A 16872-nucleotide genomic window follows, 5' to 3' on the forward strand; every position below is an offset into this window, starting at 1 on the left:
CGCTGTTGAGTTCTCAAGAATCGGACACATCCCGCCTCCACACCTGAAGAGGTGCTTCACAACGGAAGTGATCGAAGATGTTGCCTTAGTCGGAAGACTTCGCTAAGCTGGAGATGTTGTTCTCTCAGCCGCCGTGGCACTTTGACTAACTTAGCACATCCGCAGGCCGTGTCAAATCCGGCTTCTTCGCGATGCCGTTGCGCTCGTAGGCGCTCCGACGTTGCTCGGTTCCGGACCTGAGTCCGTCGCCGGGCGGCGAAGTTGCTGGATCCGAGGGATCCTGCGAAGGCTTTACATCCGCGCGGCAGACGTGACCCGAAGGACTGGCTTGCCGAGTGGATGGTGCCGAATGAGGCCGGGACGTTGAACCGCGCTCCCTGAGGAGCCCTGTTCTTCCGTTTCCCTGCGGCCTGTGTGGCGACTTGGAATAAGTTACGGCCCGATCCCGGCACTGTCAAACCGGGCCCCCGAAACCGCTCATCCCGGGCGTGTCGCGCTGGGGGTCCTCCCCAGGGCGCGGATGTCCGGACTCTCCACCGACCGCGTGGTCGGCCCTCCGCCGCCCCGGCACTGCTGGCCACAATGGGCCCATGCCTCTCCCCGACCAGCCCCGACCCGTGCTCGCCTCCCTCGAGGAGGCTGTCGCCGTGATCCGCACGGCGGCGTCGGACCGGCGTCTCCTGCTGGTGGGAGTCACCGGATCACCGGGCGCCGGCAAGTCCACGATCGCCGAGCGGCTGCGTGCTCGCCTTCCCGGCGCGCTCGCCCTCCCGCTCGACGGGTACCACCTGCCCCAGCAGCGGCTGCGCGAACTCGGCCGACGTGAGCGGATGGGAGCGCCGGACACCTTCGATGCCGTTGGATTCCTCGGGGCCTTGCAGAGTCTGCGGACCGCGCAGCCGGGCGACACCGTGCGGGTCGCCTCCTTCGATCGCGCGATCGAGGAGCCGGTGCCGGACTCGCTCGCCCTCCCCGTGGGTGAGCGGACCGTCGTCCTGGTCGAGGGCAACTACCTGCTGCTCGAGGACGACGGCTGGGGTGAGGTCGCCGGCCTCCTCGATCTGACGCTGCACCTGCGGGTCGAGCCGACCCTGCGCCGGCGGCGACTGGTCGCGCGGCACCTCCGCTTCGGCAAGACCCTCGAGGAGGCGATCGCCTGGACCGACGGGCCCGACGAGCGGAACGCGGAGCGGATCGAGGCGGCGGGAGCGCGGGCCGACGCGATCCTCGAGGAGGCCGCTCCCCGTGCCGTGCGGATCCTGCACCTCTCGGACACGCACCTGCTCGCCGACCCCGCCGCCCGCTACAACCGCGTCGTCGATCCGCGCGCCGCACTCGACGCGGTGCTCGCCGCCCACTCCGCCGTCGCCGACCTCGACGCCGTCGTGGTGTCCGGCGACCTGAGCGATGACGGCGATGCCGAGTCCTACCGGGTTCTGCGCGCGAGGCTCGAGGAGTGGTGCGCCGAGCGGGATGCCGCGCTCGTGCTCGCCCTCGGCAATCACGACGACCGCGAGGGCTTCGGCTCCGACGGGGCCTGGAACACCGAGGTCGTCGTGCGCGGGGTGCGGATCCTCGTGCTCGACTCCTCCGTTCCGGGCGGAGCGTCCTGGGGACTCCTCGCCGAGCCGACGCTGGCGTGGCTGCGGAATCGAGTGGCCGAGGACTCGGAGACGCCGACCGTCGTGGTGCTGCACCACCCGCCGATCGAGGCGGTGACCCCGCTGCACCGGGGGATGGGACTCGCGAATCCGCACGACTTCTGGGAGGCGGTCGAGGGATCGACGCTCCTGGCGGTGCTCGCCGGGCACTGGCACCACGCCTTCGTCGACACGACCCACCCGGCTCCAGTGGTGGTCGCTCCCGGTGCCGCGAATCGGACCGACGTCCTCGCCGGGCCGCAGCACGAGCGGTCGATCGCCGCATCGGGCGCCGCGATCGTGGAGATCCTGCCGAACGGGGTGCGCGTGACGAGCACCGAGATCGATGCTCCGCACCGGGGGAGCGAGCTCTTCGACGTCACCGGGGAGGTGCTCGCCGACTGGCAGCGACGCCTCGGTTTCCCGGGATGACGCCGTCGCACCGAGGGGTGACGCCCGTCGGACGGGGAAGCGGACGGCGCGGGGCCGCATGCGACAGCCCGCGCCGCCCGCTGCTCGGGGGCGCTCGGTCCGGGGGACCGGGCGGAGGTGCGCGGCACCGGGATCAGCCGGTACCGCGCACCAGGGGGTCAGGCGTGGATGCCGACCTCTTCCGGCGAGACGTCCGCGCCGGGGGCGGAGGGCTCGAGGGCCTCGGCGACGCGCTGCGACAGCGAGCTGTCCACGTTCGCCCAGTACTGGAGCACGCGCTGGCGCAGCTCCGGGCGGGTCACCTTGGAGACGTGGCCGGCGATGTTCGCGACCAGTCGCGCCTTGGCGTCGTCGTCGAGGACGTCGCGGTAGAGCGTGCCGGCCTGGCCGAAGTCGTCGTCCTCGGGGTGCAGGGTCGCCGCGGCCCGCGTGAGCGCGCCGTCTGTCTCCCAGCCGGGGCCCTCCGCCGCGCGGGCGGGGTCGGCGTGCGCGCCGCCCATCGTGTTCGGCGCGTAGACGGGCACCTCGGAGCGCTGGAAGTCGAAGCGCATCGCGCCGTCCTTCGAGTACGAGTGCACCGGCGACTTCGCGGCGTTGACCGGCAGCTGCGCGTGGTTGGTGCCCACGCGGTAGCGGTGCGCATCGGCGTAGCTGAAGATGCGCGCGAGGAGCATCTTGTCGGGGCTGGCCTCGATCCCGGGCACGAAGTTCGAGGGGGCGAAGGTCGCCTGCTCGATCTGCGCGAAGTAGTTCTCCGGGTTGCGGTCGAGGGTCATCGTGCCGACCTCGATCAGGGGGTAGTCCGCGTGCGGCCAGACCTTGGTGAGGTCGAACGGGTTGAACCGGTAGGACTCGGCGTCGGCGTACGGCATGACCTGGACGGAGAGGGTCCACGAGGGGTGGTCGCCGCGGTCGATCGCAGCGGACAGGTCGCGGATGTGGAAGTCCGCGTCCTCGCCGGCGATCTGGTCGGCCTGCTCCTGGCTGAGGATCTCGATGCCCTGGTTCGTCTTGAAGTGGTACTTCACCCAGAAGCGCTCGCCGGCGGCGTTGACCCACTGGTAGGTGTGCGAGCCGAAGCCGTCCATGTGCCGCCACGAGCTCGGCAGACCGCGGTCACCCATCAGCCAGGTGACCTGGTGCGCCGACTCGGGCGAGAGGGTCCAGAAGTCCCACTGCATGTCGTGGTCGCGGAGGTGGGTGCCGGGAAGGCGCTTCTGCGAGCGGATGAAGTCGGGGAACTTGATGCCGTCGCGGAGGAAGAACACCGGGGTGTTGTTGCCGACGAGGTCGTAGTTGCCCTCGCTCGTGTAGAACTTCAGCGCGAAGCCGCGCGGGTCGCGCCAGGTGTCGGGCGAGCCCTGCTCGCCGGCGACGGTGGAGAAGCGGGCGAGCATCTCGGTCTCGACCCCGGGCTGGAACAGCGCGGCGCGGGTGTACGCGCTGACGTCGCCGGTGGTGACGAAGCGGCCGAAGGCGCCGCCGCCCTTGGCGTGGACGACGCGCTCCGGGATGCGCTCGCGGTTGAACTGCGCGAGCTTCTCGAGGAGGTAGTGGTCGTGGAGCGCGATGGGGCCGTCGGCTCCGACGCTGAGCGAGTGCTCGTCGCTGGCGACGGGGGCTCCGGCATCGGTCGTCGTGAATCGTTCCTCGGTCATGAGTCCTCCTGTCGGCGGAGCGCTGTCTCGCCCTCCGCGGCGGTGATGGCGGGCGCCGGCCGGGTCTCGGCCTGCGCCAGGCAGTCGGGGCAGGTGCCCCAGAACGTGATGTCGGCCGTGTCGATGGCGAAGCCGCTCGACGACGACGGATGCAGGCAGGGCGCCTGGCCGACGACGCAGTCCACGTCGGCGACGGCGCCGCAGCTGCGGCAGACGACGTGGTGGTGGTTGTCGCCGACCCGGAGCTCGAAGCGGCGGGCGTGGCCCTCCGGCTCGATGCGGCGGGTGAGGCCGGCCTCGGTGAAGGCGGCGAGGACGCCGTACACGGCCTGGGCCGAGGCGTCGGGCAGGTCGACGCACACCCGCGCGAGGATCTGATCGACGTCGGAGTGCGGGTGGCCCTCGAGCGCCTGCAGGACGGCCCGTCGGGTCGCGGTGGCCTTGAGCCCGGAGGCTCTCAGCCGGTCGTCCGTCATCGTCATGAGGACAAGGCTACCGAGTTGTGTTGAATAGTTCAAAACAACGGCGCGTCGCGGTGGGTGTGCCGGCGCCGCGTGCGCGTGCTGGCGGGGCGGGTCTCGATACGCCGCTCCGCGGCTACTCGACCAGCATGCGCGGTGCGCTCGCGTCCCTCGCCTTCATGCTGATCGAGTAGCCCGCGCAGAGGGCGTATCGAGATCCACCTGCGTCAGCACGCGCGTCTGCAGACCGCCCTGCTGGGCGCGGTGGGTCTCGATACGCCGCTCCGCGGCTACTCGACCAGCATGCTTCTCGCTGATGGACGAGCCCGCGAAGCGGACCGCTCCTAGGCGACCGGGCCCTCGACGAGGGTGACGGTCGCGGACTGCGAGGTGCCGGCGGCGGTGGTCCAGGTGAGGGTGACCGACTCGCCGGGCTCGCGCTGGGCGAGGTCCGCGGAGAGGGCGTCGCCCGAGGTGACGGCCGAGCCGTCGACCGCGGTGACGACGTCGCCCGCGACGAGACCGGCGGCGGCAGCGGGGGTGCCCTCGATCACGCCGGCGATGACGGCGCCCGACGAGGTGCTCGCGCCCGAGACGGCTCCGGAGGCGGTGCCCGCCGTCGTGCCGGACGGCAGCGAGACGCCGAGGAAGGCCGGGTAGCCGATCGCGACGGTCGACGTGTCGGCGCCCGCCTCGATCGTCGCGACGATGTCGAGGGCCTTCGAGATCGGGATGGCGAAGCCGGTGATGTCCGCGGTTCCACTGGAGGCGGCGGTGTCGATGCCGACGACCTTCCCGGCCGCGTCGACCAGCGGGCCGCCCGAGTCGCCCGCGACGATGTCCGCGTCGACCTGGATCAGGCCGGTGAGCTTCTCGCCGGTGATGCCGGTCTCGGCCTCGGTGGTGATGCTCTGGCCGAGGGCTTCGACGGTGCCGGCCGCGGCGACCAGGTTGCCGGTGCCCTTCGCGTTTCCGACGGCGGTGACGGCGTCGCCGACCGCGACTCCGTCGGTGTCGAGGGTCGCCGGGGTGAGGCCCGAGGCGTTCTCGAGCTGGAGCACGGCGACGTCGTTGGTCTTGTCGGTGCCGACGACGCGGGCGGTGTAGGCCTGCCCGGTGCTCTCGACCGTGACGGTGATGCTGGTGGAGCCCTCGACGACGTGGTTGTTGGTGAGGATCATGCCGTCGGAGGTGAGGATGACGCCGGTGCCGGCGGAGGTCGCGCCCTCGTAGGTGAGGTCGGAGGTGATCGTGACGACGCCGGCGGTCTGCGCGGTGCTCGCGGGGACGGCGTCGGTCGCCGTGGACGTCGAGGTGGAGCCGGAGGTCCCCGAGCCGGTGCCGCCCGAGCCGTACCCGTACACCGACCCGCTGCCGGAGCCGTAACCCGAGGAGGATCCGCCCGAGGAGGACCCGCCCGAGTAGGGCAGCACGACGATGCCGCCGCCGAAGGAGCCGCGGGAGCCGCCGGGGTAGACGATGGTGCTGGCGGCGCTCGACGAGGCGGCCGAGGCGGACTCGGAGCGGCCGGCGAGCGAGACGCCGCCCGCGGTGACGCCGATCAGCAGGGCGAGCCCGGCACCGCCGGCGATCAGGGCGCGACGGCGACGGCGGCGGTCGTCGGTCCGGAGCGCCTGGCGCTCCTCGGCGCCGGTGGGGTCCGTCGCGGTGGCAGCGGGCTCGCGCTCGGCGCCATGGGATTCGGGTGACTCGTTCATGATGCGTCCTCGTGGCCGGGGCCGCCCCTGACGGCGACCGGAGTCCATTCGACGACCCGCCGCATCGCGCGGGCTGGACGCTGCCTATGGCGATCCTATGAACCCGGCGGCGCCCCCTCCGTCGACTTCCTCTCGCCAGGAAATAGTTGTGGCTACAACTGAGTTGGACCTAGCATGACCGGCATGACCACCTCCTCCCCCGACCTGCTCGCCCCCGACACCGTGATGGGGGCGGTCACCCTGCGCGTCGCCGATATCGACGCGATGGTCACCTACTACCGCGACGCCGTCCTGCTCGATCTGCTCTCGCAGGACGGCTCGGTCGCGGTGCTCGGCCGCGGCGGCGTCCCGGCGGTGATCCTCCAGCACGCGCCGGAGCTGCGGCACGCGGCCCCGCGCAGCGCCGGCCTGTTCCACACCGCGATCCTCTTCGAGTCGGAGGCGGCGCTCGCCGCCGCCGTGCACAGCGTCGCGACCCGGCACCCCGGCTCCTTCACCGGCAGCTCCGACCACCTGGTGAGCAAGGCGTTCTACTTCGACGACCCGGAGCACAACGGCGTCGAGCTCTACTGGGATCGCGACCGCAGCCAGTGGTCCTGGACGCACGGGCGGATCGAGATGTCGACGCTCTTCCTCGACCCGAACGCGTTCCTCCGCGAGCACCTGACCGAGGAGGCGATCGCGCAGCCGCGGCTCGGCGGCGCCTCGGTCGGCCACGTGCACCTGAGCGTCGGCGACGTCGCGACGGCGAAGGAGTTCTACGTCGACCGGCTCGGCTTCGAGACGACGATCGCCTACGGCGGGCAGGCGCTGTTCGTCTCGGCCGGCGGCTACCACCACCACATGGCGATGAACACCTGGAACTCGCTCGGCGCCGGGCGGCGGCAGCTCGCGCTCGGGCTGGGGCAGGTCGAGATCGTCGTGCCGGCGGCGGACGATCTGGGCGCGCTCGGCGAGCGCCTGCGCAGCGCGAAGGTCGCCACCGCGGACGACGGGCGGACGCTGTCCTTCGAGGACCCGTGGGCGAACACCCTGCGGGTGACCGCGGCGGCCTGAGCGGAAGGCCCGCCGAGACGGGCGATCCCGGGACGGATCGCCGGAAAGCCGGGCGGGTACGATGGGCGCGCGGAGATCCGCACAGCCCCTCGAGACTCCGGAGAACACGGTGCCCACGATCGTCGTTGAAGTCATGCCCAAGGCCGAGCTGCTCGATCCGCAGGGGAAGGCCGTCGCCGGCGCGCTCTCGCGCCTGGGCCACTCCGCCGTCACGGGCGTGCGGGTGGGCAAGCGCTTCGAGATCACCGTCGACGAGGTGACCGACGAGGTCCGCGCCTCGATCGCCGCCCTGGCGGACGACATGCTGTCGAACTCGGTGATCGAGGACGTCGTCGGCATCCACTACCCGGAGGCGTGATCATGCGGATCGGCGTCATCACCTTCCCCGGTTCGCTCGACGACCGCGACGCCCAGCGCGCGGTCCGCTTCGCCGGCGCGGAGCCGGTGGCCCTCTGGCACGGCGATCACGACCTCGACGGCGTCGACGCGATCGTGCTGCCCGGCGGCTTCTCCTACGGCGACTACCTGCGCTGCGGCGCGATCGCCTCGCACTCGCCGATCATGCGCGAGGTGATCGACGCGGCGAACGCCGGAACCCCCGTCCTCGGCATCTGCAACGGCTTCCAGATGCTGACCGAGGCGCACCTGCTGCCCGGCGGCCTGATCCGCAACGACGTCGGCTCCTTCGTCTGCCGCGACCAGCGGCTCGTCGTCGAGAACGCCGCCACCGTCTGGACCAGCGACTTCGAGGCCGGCCAGGAGATCACCATCCCGCTGAAGAACGGCGAGGGCGGCTACATCGCCTCGGCCGAGACGCTCGCGGAGCTCGAGGGCGAGGGCCGCGTGGTCTTCCGCTACCTCGGCGCCAACCCGAACGGCTCGATGAACGACATCGCCGGAGTCGCGAACGCGCGCGGCAACGTCGTCGGCCTGATGCCGCACCCCGAGCACGCGGTCGAGCCGGGCTTCGGCCCGGACACCCCGGCCGCGATGCGCTCGGGCGTGGACGGGCTCGCGTTCTTCACCTCCGCGGTGCGCGCGCTGGTCGCCACGGCCTGACGCCCGGCCGCGCTACTCCCGCGCGGCGCGCAGACCTGCGATCTCGCGCGCTGCGCCGTAGAGCGCGAGGACGGCCGCGGCGTGCGCCTCGGGCGCGAAATCGGTGAAGGCGTCCCGGGCCGCCGCGGCCGCCGCGTGGACCGGGGCGCGGTCGCGGCAGAGCCGCTCCAGGTACTCGGCGAAGGCGGTCGGCTCGACGGGCGCGAGAAGTCCCGGGCCGTCGAGGCCCTCCGTGAGGGCCGGGTCGACGTAGAGGACTCCGCGGCCGCCCTGCAGCGCCTCGACCACGACCATCGGCTGATTGTCGAAGCCGGACGAGGTCAGGGCGACGAGGTCGGAGCGGCGGACGGCGTCGCCGATGAGGCGGTTCTCGACGAAGCCGCGGAACACGACGGCCGGAGAACCCCCCGCGAGCCGGACCGCGGGGGCGAGCGAGGGACCGGTGCCGATGATCTCGACGCGGAGGGCGTCCGGGTCGCGGGCGAGGACCGCGAGGCAGGCCTCGACGAAGGGGACGAGCCGCTTCTCCGGTGCGCACCGGCCGACCCAGAGCAGGCGGAGCGGACCGGAGCCGTCCGGCGCGACGTCGCCGGCGCCGCGTTCCCGGGGGATCACGGTGTTGGGCAGCACCGCCACCCGCGGCAGGCCGGCGCGACGGAGCGCCTCGGCCTGGTGGGCCGAGGGGGAGATCACGAGATCGGCCCGGGCGGCGGCGCTCCGGGTGACGTCGCGGAGGAGCTCGCCGAGGCGGTCGTCGCCGCCGCGTCGCGGGCGCGGGCGGCGGCCGGTCACGGCGGCGACGTAGGCCGCGGCGACCGGCGCCAGCAGGCGGCCGGCGCGACCGGGCACCCCGCGCCAGAAGAAGGTGTGCACGGTGGCGACCGAGGGGAGCGAGAGCGCCGCGGCGACGTCCAGTGCGGCGACCGCGAGTCCGAACTCGGAGTGGACGTGGACGGCGCCGACCCCCTCGTCGCGGAGCAGCCGCTCGAGCAGGGCCCGGGTGCGACGGGAGTCGCGGACGACCGGCAGCTGCGCGACCGGGATCCGGGGCGCCGGGATCGGGCGGACGTCGATGCCGTCGAGCGGCAGCGTCGTGGCGGAGCGGGGGACGACCAGCAGGACGCGGACGCCCGCCTCCACGAGGCTCCGGCACTCCGCGACCATCGCCGTCTGCGCGCCGCCGGTGTAGTCGAGCGCGTAGTCGCTGACGACCGCGACGGTCGACTGCGCCGCCGAGGGAAACCGAGTACTGCTCATGACCATCGGGCGACGCTAGCAGCGGCCGGCGGGGCGGCTCCGCGGAGGCGCGTCGGGCGGCGCTGGGTGCGGGCGGGCGACACGGGAGGCGCGATGCGTGCTGCGTGCTGCGTGCTGCGTGCTGCGTGCTGCGCGCTGCGCAGCATGCTGGTCGAGTAGCCCCGAAGGGGCGTATCGAGACCCCGCGTGCATGCGGTGGTGGATCTCGATACGCCCGCTGCGCGGGCTACTCGATCAGCATGAAGCGCGCCCCTTGGGCGAACTGCTCTCTCGGCGGCGGAGTGCGGCGCAGCCGCTTCATCGCGAGGAGGGGCTACGGACCCGTCAGCACCTCGGGCTCCGGGGTCATCGAGATGGTGGGGATAGAGGCGGTGATCACGGTGCCGTCCGAGCGGCGAGTGCCCTCGATGTCGGAGGTGGTCGGCGCTCCGGTGAGGCGGGGGCCCTGGTGGCCGAGGCCGACGCGGACCGGGTTGCCGGACTCGACGTGCACGCGCTCGCCGCGGACGGTGATCGCCGCGGCGTCGCCGTCCTCGACGGTCAGCAGCACCGCCTCCTGGGTCACCTCGACCCGCACCCGCGTGCCGTGCAGCGCGATGCGGAAGGTCAGGCGGTCCCAGTCGTCGGGGAGGCGCGGGTCGAGCGTGATCCGCCCGCCGTGGTCGCGCATCCCGCCGAAGCCGTAGACCAGGGCGGACCAGACGCCGCCGGTCGAGGCGACGTGGATGCCGTCGGCGGTGTTGCGGTGCAGGTCGGCGAGGTCGACGAACAGCGCCGAGAGGAAGTAGTGCCGGGACAGCTCGCTGTAGCCGACCTCGGCCGCGATGATCGACTGCACGACCGCCGAGAGCGTCGAGTCGCCGGTGGTCAGCGCGTCGTAGTACTCGAAGTCGGCGCGCTTCTGCTCCGCCGTGAACTCGTTGCCCTGCAGCAGGAGCGCGAGCACGACGTCGGCCTGCTTGAGCACCTGGAAGCGGTAGATCACCAGCGGGTGGAAGTGCAGCAGCAGCGGCCGCTTGGACGCCGGGGTGTTCTCGAGGTCCCACAGCTCCTTCTCGAGGAACGCCGCGTCCTGCGGGTGGATGCCGGCGCGCGCGTCGAAGGGGATGTGCATCTTGTCGGCCGCGCGGGCCCACTCGATGACCTCGTCCTCGTCCAGCAGCAGGCGGGCGACCATCCGCTCGTAGGCCGACGGCTCGACGGCCTTCAGCAGCTCGACGGCGCGGGCGGCCGCGCGCAGGTTCGAGCGGGCCATCACGTTCGTGTACAGGTTGTCATTGACGACGGTCGTGTACTCGTCCGGCCCGGTGACGCCGTGGATGTGGAAGTGGTCGTCGCCGTTGCTGCGCCAGAAGCCCAGGTCGGCCCACATCCGCGCGGTCTCGACCAGGATGTCGATCGCGCCGCGGGCGAGGAAGTCGTCGTCGCCGGTCGCGCCCACGTACTGCATCAGCGCATAGGAGATGTCGGCGTCGATGTGGTACTGCGCGGTGCCGGCGGCGTAGTACGCCGACGACTCCTGGCCGTTGATGGTGCGCCAGGGGAAGAGCGCGCCGCGCTGGTTGAGCTCGGCCGCGCGCGAGCGGGCCGCCTCGAGCATGTTCTGACGGAAGCGCAGGGCGTTCCGGGCCACGAGCGGCGCCGTGTAGCTGAGGAACGGGAGGACGTAGACCTCGGTGTCCCAGAAGTAGTGGCCGCCGTAGCCGGAGCCCGAGACGCCCTTGGCCGCGACGCCGCCGCCGTCCGTGCGGGCGGTGGACTGGGCGAGCTGGAAGAGGTTCCAGCGGGTGGCCTGCTGGATCGCGGGCTGGCCGTCGATCTGCACGTCGGAGCGGGTCCAGAAGTCGTCGAGCCACTCGCGCTGCTTGACGAACTGCTCCTCCACCGGGGTCTCGCGGGCGCGGTCGAGCGTGCGGTCGCAGCGGTCGGCGAGCTCGCGCACGGGGACGCCGCGGGAGGTGTGGTAGGTCAGCGTCTTCACCAGGCGCACCGGGACGCCGGCCTTCGCCTTCACCCGGTAGACGTGCTTGGCGAGGTCGTCGTCGATCTGGGAGGTCTGGTCCCACTCGTTCTCGGTCTCGAGCACGTGCTCGGCACCGCAGGCGACGGTCATCCGGGAGTTGGTGGTGCGGTAGCCGAGCAGATAGCGCGTGCCGCTGACCCGCTTGAGCTGCGGCTGCAGCACGCGGTCCTCGAACGACTCGGCCTTGCGCGGGTCGAAGCCGGCGGCCTCGCTGCCCGAGGGCGCGTGGTACTCGTCGACGCCGTCCTGGCGGTTGAGGATCTGACTCGAGATCAGCACCGAGGCGTCGTGGTCGAGCATCTCGACCTCGTAGTCGAGGATCGCGAGGTGGCGGTCGGTGAAGGAGACCAGGCGGCGCGAGCGGATCAGCACGCGCTTGCCCGAGGGGGTGCGCCACTCCAGCTCGCGGGTGAGCACGCCGTTCGCGAAGTCGAGGCGGCGCGTGTAGGCGAGGACGTCGGCCTCGCTCAGCACGAACGGCTCGTCGTCGACGTAGAGGCGGATGATCTTCGCGTCCGGCACGTTGACGATGGTCTGGCCGACGCGGGCGAAGCCGAACGCCTCCTCCGCATGCCGGATGGGCCAGGTCTCGTGGAAGCCGTTGATGAAGGTGCCGTAGGCGTAGCCGTCGCGGCCCTCCTCGACGTTGCCGCGCAGGCCCAGGTAGCCGTTGCCGGTCGCGAACAGCGTCTCGGTGCGCCCCTGCAGCTCAGTGGCGAACTCGGTCTCGATCAGCGACCACTCGTCGACCGGGAACCGGTTGCGGTCGAGCGGGTCGGAGGTGATGGGGTTCATGCGGCGTCCTCGGGGGCGGGGGCGGAGGGGAGGAAGGGGAGCAGCTCGGCCAGGTCGTCGACGACGATGTCGGCGCCGTGCTCGAGGAGGGTGTCGCGGCCGACGCCGCGGTCGACGCCGACGACGAGGCCGAAGGCGCCCGCGCGGCCGGCGGCGACTCCGGAGTGGGCGTCCTCGACGACCACGCACTCGGCCGCGGTCAGCCCGAGCAGCTGCGCGGCGTGCAGGTAGGTGTCCGGCGCGGGCTTGCCGGCGATCGCGTCGCGGGCGGCGAGGAGGCCGTCGACGACGACCTCGAAGCGGTCGCGGATCCCCGCGGCCTCGAGCACCGGCACGCCGTTGCGGGAGGAGGTGACGACGGCCACCTCGACGCCCGCGGCGATCGCGGCGTCGACCAGGGCGAGCGAGCCGGGGTACGGGGCGACGCCGTTCTCGGCGAGGGTCTGGTTGAAGGCGTCGTTCTTGCGGTTGCCGAGTCCGCAGACGGTCTCGAGGGCGGGGTCGTCGCTCGGCGAGCCCTCGGGGAGGGTGATGCCGCGCGAGGCGAGCAGCGCGCGGACGCCGTCGTAGCGGGGGCGGCCGTCGATGTATCGGAAGTAGTCGGCGTCGGTGTAGCCCTCGGCGGTGCCGCGCGACTCGAGGTACGGCGCGAAGAGACGGGCCCAGGCCTGCATGTGCACGTCGGCGGTGGGGGTGAGCACCCCGTCGAGGTCGAAGAGCAGCGCCTTCGCCCGGCCGAGGGCGGAGGCGTCGGGGCGCGTCGGTGAAGCAGTCACAGCGGGGAGGACCTCTGGTCGGGGCACGGGTGCGGTGGGCTCCGCCGTCGACAGGCCGTCCGCGCGGACACCGGGTATCGTATACGCCCCCCGGTCGCCGTCTGGAACCGTTTACACGTCCGACATCTGCGGGCCCCGGACGGGCTGCGCGGCGTGTGCGCGCCGGTGCGCGCGGAGTCGTCCGCGGAACGAACGCCGGACGACCGGATCCGCGCGTTCGCGGGCGATCCCGGGCGCTCGGCCTTCGTTGCGCGGCTCGTCAGGCAGTGTCTGCGAGGGCGCCCCCCGCATCGGGGGTGGCCGCGAGCTGCGAGACGCGGGCGGGGCTGATCCGCAGGGCGGCCGCGACGGCCTCGACGGTGTAGCCGTCGGCGCGGAGGGTGCGGACGGCCTCGCGGCGGAGCGCGCCGGCGTGCCGCAGGGCGGCGCGGGCCGCCTCCTCGGCGCGGGCGCCCTCGTCCCAGATCGCGAGGACCTCGGGCGGAGCCTCGACGCTCACCCGCACGTCCACCTCGGCGATGCCGACGTCGAGGTGCACCGCGGCGAGCTCGCGGGCGGCGGCCGGGATGCCGCGGGTCGAGACCGCGCCTCCGGTCGCGACGATCTCGACGCCGTTCGGCGCGGTCGAGGTCAGCTCGGGGATCTCGATGGTCCACCAGGGAGTGCCGTCCCGGTAGGCGCGGGCCGCGAGGACCCGGGGTCCGCTCGTCATGGTCGGTTCCAATCGCTCGGGGTGTCCGCGAAGACCGCCTGCAGCTGGCGGACGACGCCGGGCGAGACCTCGCCCCGGTGCTGCACGAGGGTGACGGTCGCCCCGCCCTCGGCGGGGCTCCACGTCTCGTGGCTCCCTCTCTGCCGGGTGCGGTTCCACCCTTTCGAGCGGAGGAACCTCGTGACGTCGCGGTACTTCTGCGGCCTGGTCATCAGGGTATTCCAGCCCACCCTGCTGCTCAAGAGTCAGGGTGGGCTTGAACTTCGTGGAGAACGGAGGGATCTCGCGCCTGGGGAGGAGATCCGCGCCGGGCGGTCAGCCGAGGGGCTGCAGGTCGGCCTCGCCCGGGCCGGCGGTGAGGCGGTGCCGGCCGAGCGGGAGCATCAGCGGGGTGCCGGAGGTGGGATCGGTGATGATCCGGCTGTCCAGGCCGAAGACGGCGCGGACCGTGTCCTCGGTCAGGACCTCGGCAGGGGTGCCGGCGGCGTGCACGGTGCCGCCGGCGAGGGCGACGAGGTGGTCGGCGTAGCGGGCCGCGAGGTTGAGGTCGTGCAGGACCATCACGACGGTCGTTCCGCGGTTGCGGTTGAGGTCGACGAGGAGGTCGAGCACCTCGACCTGGTGGCTGACGTCGAGGAAGGTGGTCGGCTCGTCCAGCAGCAGCAGGTCGGTCTCCTGAGCGAGGGCCATCGCGATCCAGACCCGCTGGCGCTGGCCGCCGCTGAGCTCGTCGACGGCGCGGTCGGCGAGGGCGGCGGTGTCGGTCGCGTCGAGCGCCGTCGCGACGGCCTCGTCATCGTGCGCGTTCCAGCGGCTGAGGATGCCCTGGTGCGGATGGCGGCCGCGGCCGACGAGATCGGCGACGGTGATCCCCTCCGGAGCGATCGGCGACTGCGGCAGGAGGCCCAGGGTGCGGGCGAGCTGCTTCGCCGGCGTCCTGTGCACGGCCTTGCCGTCGAGCAGCACGGTGCCGGCGCGCGGCGCCAGCAGCCGCGACATCGAGCGCAGCAGGGTCGACTTGCCGCAGGCGTTCGCGCCGACGATGGCGGTGATCCGGCCGGGCGGGACGACGAGGTCGAGGCCCTCGACGACGGTGCGGTCGCCGTAGCCCAGGGTGAGCGCGTCGACGGTGAGGGTGTGCTCGGCGGTCACAGGGACCCTCCCGATCGGTTGCTGCGGACGATGAGGTAGATCAGGTACGGCGCGCCGAGCACGCCGGTGACGACGCCGACCGGGTAGCGCAGCCCCAGCGCGTACTGCCCGACGAAGTCGGCGACGAGCACGAGCAGCGCACCGACCAGCGCCGACGGGATCAGCAGCGAGCGGCCGGGGCCGACCAGCCGCGCGGCGATCGGGCCGGAGAGGAAGGCGACGAACGCGATCGGGCCGGCCGCGGCGGTCGCGAAGGCGATCAGGCCGACGGCGGCGACGATCACGACGAGACGGGTGCGGTTCACCCGGATGCCCAGCGCGGAGGCGGTGTCGTCGCCGAGCTGCGTGCCGGAGAGGTCGCGCGAGCGGGCGAGCAGCACCGGGGTGAGGACGACCACGGCGATCAGCACCGGCACGACCTCGCTCCAGCGTGCGCCGTTGAGGCTGCCGGTGAGCCAGCGGCTGGCCTCCTGGAAGTCGAAGGCGGCGGCACGGGAGAGCACGTAGGCGGTGACGCTGTCGAGCATCGCGGCGACGCCGATCCCGATCAGGATCAGCCGGGTGCCGGCCACGCCGCTCCGGTAGGAGAGGGCGTAGACGACGAGCGCGACCAGGAGGCCGGCCGCGATGGCGAGGACCGAGACCTGCGTCGCTCCGAGCGAGAGCGTGACGATGGCGAAGGCCGCGGCGGCGCTCGCTCCGGCGCTGATGCCGATGATGTCGGGGCTGGCCAGCGGATTGCGCAGCATGGTCTGGAAGGCGACGCCGCCGAGGCCGAAGCAGAGGCCGACGAGCACGCCGAGGATCGCGCGCGGCAGGCGCAGGCGCCCGACCGTGAAGGAGGCGCCGGGGACCTGCTCGCCGAGGATCACCCGGACGACCTCGGCCGGCGAGTAGATCGTCTGCCCGACGATCAGGGAGACGGCGACGACGACGACGAGCAGCGCGACGAGCACGGCGATGACGGCGCGCCGGCGGGCCCCGCGGCGACGGCGGCCGGCCGCGACGGCCAGCGCGGTGGCGGAGGGCGCGGCGGAGCGGGCCTCGGGCCGGGACTGCACGGCGGTCACAGCTCGCGCACCTTCTGCCGGCGGACGATCGCGATGAAGACGGGGGCGCCGATCAGCGCGGTGATGATGCCGACGTCGATCTCGCTCGGGCGCGCGACGATCCGGCCGACGACGTCCGCGCCGATGAGGAGGACCGCGCCGGCGACTGCGGAGAACGGGAGCAGCCAGCGGTGGTCGACGCCGACGATCAGCCGGCAGGCGTGCGGGACGACGAGGCCGACGAAGCCGATCGGCCCGGTGACCGCGGTGGTCGCTCCGCAGAGGACGACGGCGCCGAGGGCCGCCGCGCCGCGGGCCAGGGCCACGCGCTCGCCGAGGCCGGCCGCCAGCTCGTCGCCGAGAGCCAGGGTGTTGAGGCTCTTCGCCGAGAGCACGCAGAGCGCGAGTCCGACGGCGAGGAAGGGCAGGACCTGGCCGATGCTCGCGAAGGTGCCGCCGCCGACGCCGCCGATCTGCCAGGAGCGGATGCCGCCCGAGAGGTCGGCGCGCGGCAGGACGATCGCGCTGATCACCGAGACGAGCGCGGCGGAGGTGGCGGCGCCGGCGAGCGCGAGCTTGAGCGGCGTCGCTCCCCCGCGGCCGAGCGAGCCGACGACGTAGACGAAGACGGCGGCGACGGCCGCGCCGCCGATCGCGACCCAGATGAAGCCGGTCGCGGTGGAGAGGCCGAAGAAGACGATGCCGGTGACGACCGCGAGCGAGGCGCCGGTGTTGACGCCGAGGATCCCGGGGTCGGCGAGCGGATTGCGGGTGACGCCCTGCATCAGCACGCCGGCGACCCCGAGCGCGGCGCCCGCGACCGCGGCGAGGACCGTGCGCGGGAGGCGCTTGGCGACCGCGGCCTGCCCGAAGCCGTCGGTGGAGCCGCCGAACGCGGCGACCACGTCGCTCCAGGCCACGTCCCGCGAGCCGATCAGCACCGACACCACTGCGACACCGGCCAGCACCAGCAGCGAGACGAGCAGCCAGAGGGCGCGCAGACGCCTCGGGCGCCGCACGGCGGCGGCACCCGAGACGGGAGGTGCGGTGCGGGTCACGCGGTCGGAGCTCACGCAGTCGGGCG

The 16872-nt window shown here is 72.9% G+C and carries 15 protein-coding genes; 4 read left to right on the forward strand and 11 right to left on the reverse strand.

Features of this window, described 5'->3' with window-relative positions; genetic code table 11:
- Positions 1–590: 590 nt before the first annotated feature.
- Positions 591–2072, forward strand: coding sequence for a metallophosphoesterase (locus MT353_RS16525; RefSeq protein WP_243625350.1), 1482 nt, complete (start codon positions 591–593; stop codon positions 2070–2072).
- Positions 2073–2230: 158 nt separating this feature from the next.
- Here MT353_RS16525 and MT353_RS16530 read toward each other — a convergent pair whose 3' ends face one another.
- From MT353_RS16530 to MT353_RS16540, 3 genes are all read right to left on the reverse strand, one after another.
- Positions 2231–3730 carry a catalase gene (locus MT353_RS16530; RefSeq protein WP_123447080.1) on the reverse strand — a complete coding sequence of 500 codons (1500 nt, stop codon included), beginning with the start codon at positions 3728–3730 and terminating at the stop codon, positions 2231–2233.
- Positions 3727–4212: a Fur family transcriptional regulator gene (locus MT353_RS16535; protein ID WP_243625351.1), complete on the reverse strand. Its 486-nt coding sequence runs from the start codon at positions 4210–4212 to the stop codon at positions 3727–3729. Before MT353_RS16535 ends, MT353_RS16530 begins: the two co-directional genes overlap by 4 nt.
- Positions 4213–4535: 323 nt before the next feature.
- A complete protein-coding gene (locus MT353_RS16540; protein WP_243625352.1) occupies positions 4536–5909 on the reverse strand; it encodes a S1C family serine protease in 1374 nt (457 codons plus the stop codon).
- Positions 5910–6092: 183 nt separating this feature from the next.
- On the opposite strand from MT353_RS16540, the gene MT353_RS16545 reads away from it, so the two are divergent.
- The 3 genes from MT353_RS16545 to purQ all read left to right on the forward strand — a co-directional run bounded on the left by MT353_RS16545 (position 6093) and on the right by purQ (position 8024).
- Positions 6093–6965, forward strand: a complete 873-nt coding sequence (locus tag MT353_RS16545; protein WP_374204650.1) for a VOC family protein — start codon at positions 6093–6095, stop codon at positions 6963–6965.
- 109 nt (positions 6966–7074) lie between these two features.
- Entirely contained in the window at positions 7075–7323 is a 249-nt protein-coding gene (purS, locus tag MT353_RS16550; protein ID WP_123447082.1) for a phosphoribosylformylglycinamidine synthase subunit PurS, read from the forward strand.
- Positions 7324–7325: 2 nt separating this feature from the next.
- Positions 7326–8024 carry a phosphoribosylformylglycinamidine synthase subunit PurQ gene (gene purQ, locus MT353_RS16555; protein WP_123447083.1) on the forward strand — a complete coding sequence of 233 codons (699 nt, stop codon included), beginning with the start codon at positions 7326–7328 and terminating at the stop codon, positions 8022–8024.
- A gap of 12 nt (positions 8025–8036) precedes the next feature.
- Here the strand turns inward: purQ and MT353_RS16560 are convergent, their stop codons facing one another.
- From MT353_RS16560 to MT353_RS16595, 8 genes are all read right to left on the reverse strand, one after another.
- Entirely contained in the window at positions 8037–9281 is a 1245-nt protein-coding gene (locus MT353_RS16560) for a glycosyltransferase family 4 protein (protein ID WP_243625353.1), read from the reverse strand.
- Between the two features lie 313 nt (positions 9282–9594).
- A complete protein-coding gene (locus MT353_RS16565) occupies positions 9595–12099 on the reverse strand; it encodes a glycoside hydrolase family 65 protein (protein WP_243625354.1) in 2505 nt (834 codons plus the stop codon).
- On the reverse strand, positions 12096–12875 hold the full coding sequence (locus MT353_RS16570) for a beta-phosphoglucomutase family hydrolase (RefSeq protein ID WP_308197534.1): 780 nt from the start codon (positions 12873–12875) through the stop codon (positions 12096–12098). Before MT353_RS16570 ends, MT353_RS16565 begins: the two co-directional genes overlap by 4 nt.
- Positions 12876–13134: 259 nt before the next feature.
- Positions 13135–13587, reverse strand: a complete 453-nt coding sequence (locus tag MT353_RS16575) for a hypothetical protein (RefSeq protein ID WP_243599308.1) — start codon at positions 13585–13587, stop codon at positions 13135–13137.
- Positions 13584–13799, reverse strand: coding sequence for a type II toxin-antitoxin system HicA family toxin (locus tag MT353_RS16580; RefSeq protein ID WP_243599309.1), 216 nt, complete (start codon positions 13797–13799; stop codon positions 13584–13586). The genes MT353_RS16575 and MT353_RS16580 overlap by 4 nt, the downstream gene beginning before the upstream one ends.
- A gap of 103 nt (positions 13800–13902) precedes the next feature.
- Complete coding sequence (locus MT353_RS16585; RefSeq protein ID WP_123447087.1) at positions 13903–14739, reverse strand: ABC transporter ATP-binding protein; 837 nt, start codon at positions 14737–14739, stop codon at positions 13903–13905.
- Entirely contained in the window at positions 14736–15809 is a 1074-nt protein-coding gene (locus MT353_RS16590) for a FecCD family ABC transporter permease (RefSeq protein WP_374204719.1), read from the reverse strand. The genes MT353_RS16585 and MT353_RS16590 overlap by 4 nt, the downstream gene beginning before the upstream one ends.
- A complete protein-coding gene (locus MT353_RS16595; protein ID WP_243625355.1) occupies positions 15806–16846 on the reverse strand; it encodes an iron ABC transporter permease in 1041 nt (346 codons plus the stop codon). The genes MT353_RS16590 and MT353_RS16595 overlap by 4 nt, the downstream gene beginning before the upstream one ends.
- Positions 16847–16872: the final 26 nt, after the last annotated feature.

The organism is Rathayibacter sp. VKM Ac-2927 (assembly GCF_022815525.1).
GTDB classification, from domain to species: Bacteria; Actinomycetota; Actinomycetes; order Actinomycetales; family Microbacteriaceae; genus Rathayibacter; species Rathayibacter festucae.